The following is a 1005-nucleotide window of genomic DNA, read 5'->3' as shown; positions in this document are numbered from 1 at the left end:
ACGTCTATACCTTCTTCTCCAACCTCCAAGCTCGCACGCTCCGGCATATGACCCGCCGTCTGCTGCCATTGTAAAAAGCTTTGGGCTATCGCCGGCATCACCTGACGGTTCAGCAGGTGGTCGATGTTGCGCGCACCGCTGTCGCCGGTCGTACAGGAATCGGCCAGCAGCGCTGCAAAGTCTTCACTGTAGCTGAGACGTGTTTGATGGGCTTCATACAGCCGGTTTGCTATTTTATCCAACTTCAATCTGACGATTTGGGCCAATGCTTCTTTTTCCAACGGACGGTAAGGAACGACCTGCATACGCGCCAACAATGCGGCCTGGAAGTGGTCTGTCAGTATCGGACGGATGGCTTCCGCCAGTTCTTCCAAGCTGTATTCGGGTGCTTCTTCGGCTTCGGCAGGGCCGTCTGAAATCTCAGTGTACTCAGACGGGGTTTCCGGCATTTGTGCAGAAAGTTCTACTTCGGTATCGGCGATCTGTTCTTGTCCGTTTGCTTCTTGGTTTTTTTCTGCTGCGGCTTCTTCTGCCTCTTCTGGCTCTTGCGGCTTCAGCAACTGGGTCAATTCGTTTGCGCCCAAGTTCGAAGTCATCAGGATAACGGTGTTTTTAAAGTCGATTTCCCGGCCTTCGCCGTCACGCATCATGCCTTTGTCGAAGACTTGGTAGAAGAGGTTGAGGATGTCTTTATGGGCTTTTTCGACTTCGTCCAGCAATACGACGCTGTATGGTTTTTGACGTACGGCTTCGGTCAATACGCCGCCTTCGCCGTAGCCGACATAACCCGGAGGCGAGCCTTTAAGTTGGGAAACGGTGTGTGCTTCGCGGTATTCGGACAGGTTGATGGTAATCAGTGATTTTTCGCCGCCAAAGAGTGCGTCTGCCAATGCCAGGGCGGTTTCTGTTTTGCCGACACCGGATGGGCCACTCAACAGGAATACGCCCAACGGGGAATCGTTGGTTTTCAGGCCGGCTTTAGCGGCCCTTAAACTTTGCGCAATC

The 1005-nt window shown here is 53.2% G+C and carries 1 protein-coding gene; it reads right to left on the bottom strand.

Annotation, left to right across the window (positions count from 1 at the left end; translation table 11 throughout):
• The coding region (locus HMPREF3022_RS03680; protein ID WP_141756491.1) for an AAA family ATPase at nucleotides 1-1005 on the bottom strand (1005 nt) is incomplete at both ends.

This window comes from Neisseria sp. HMSC065C04 (genome assembly GCF_001815375.1).
GTDB classification, from domain to species: Bacteria; Pseudomonadota; Gammaproteobacteria; order Burkholderiales; family Neisseriaceae; genus Neisseria; species Neisseria flavescens_D.
Note: the sequence above shows the minus strand (reverse complement) of the source record. Positions and strands in the feature narration are given on the sequence as shown.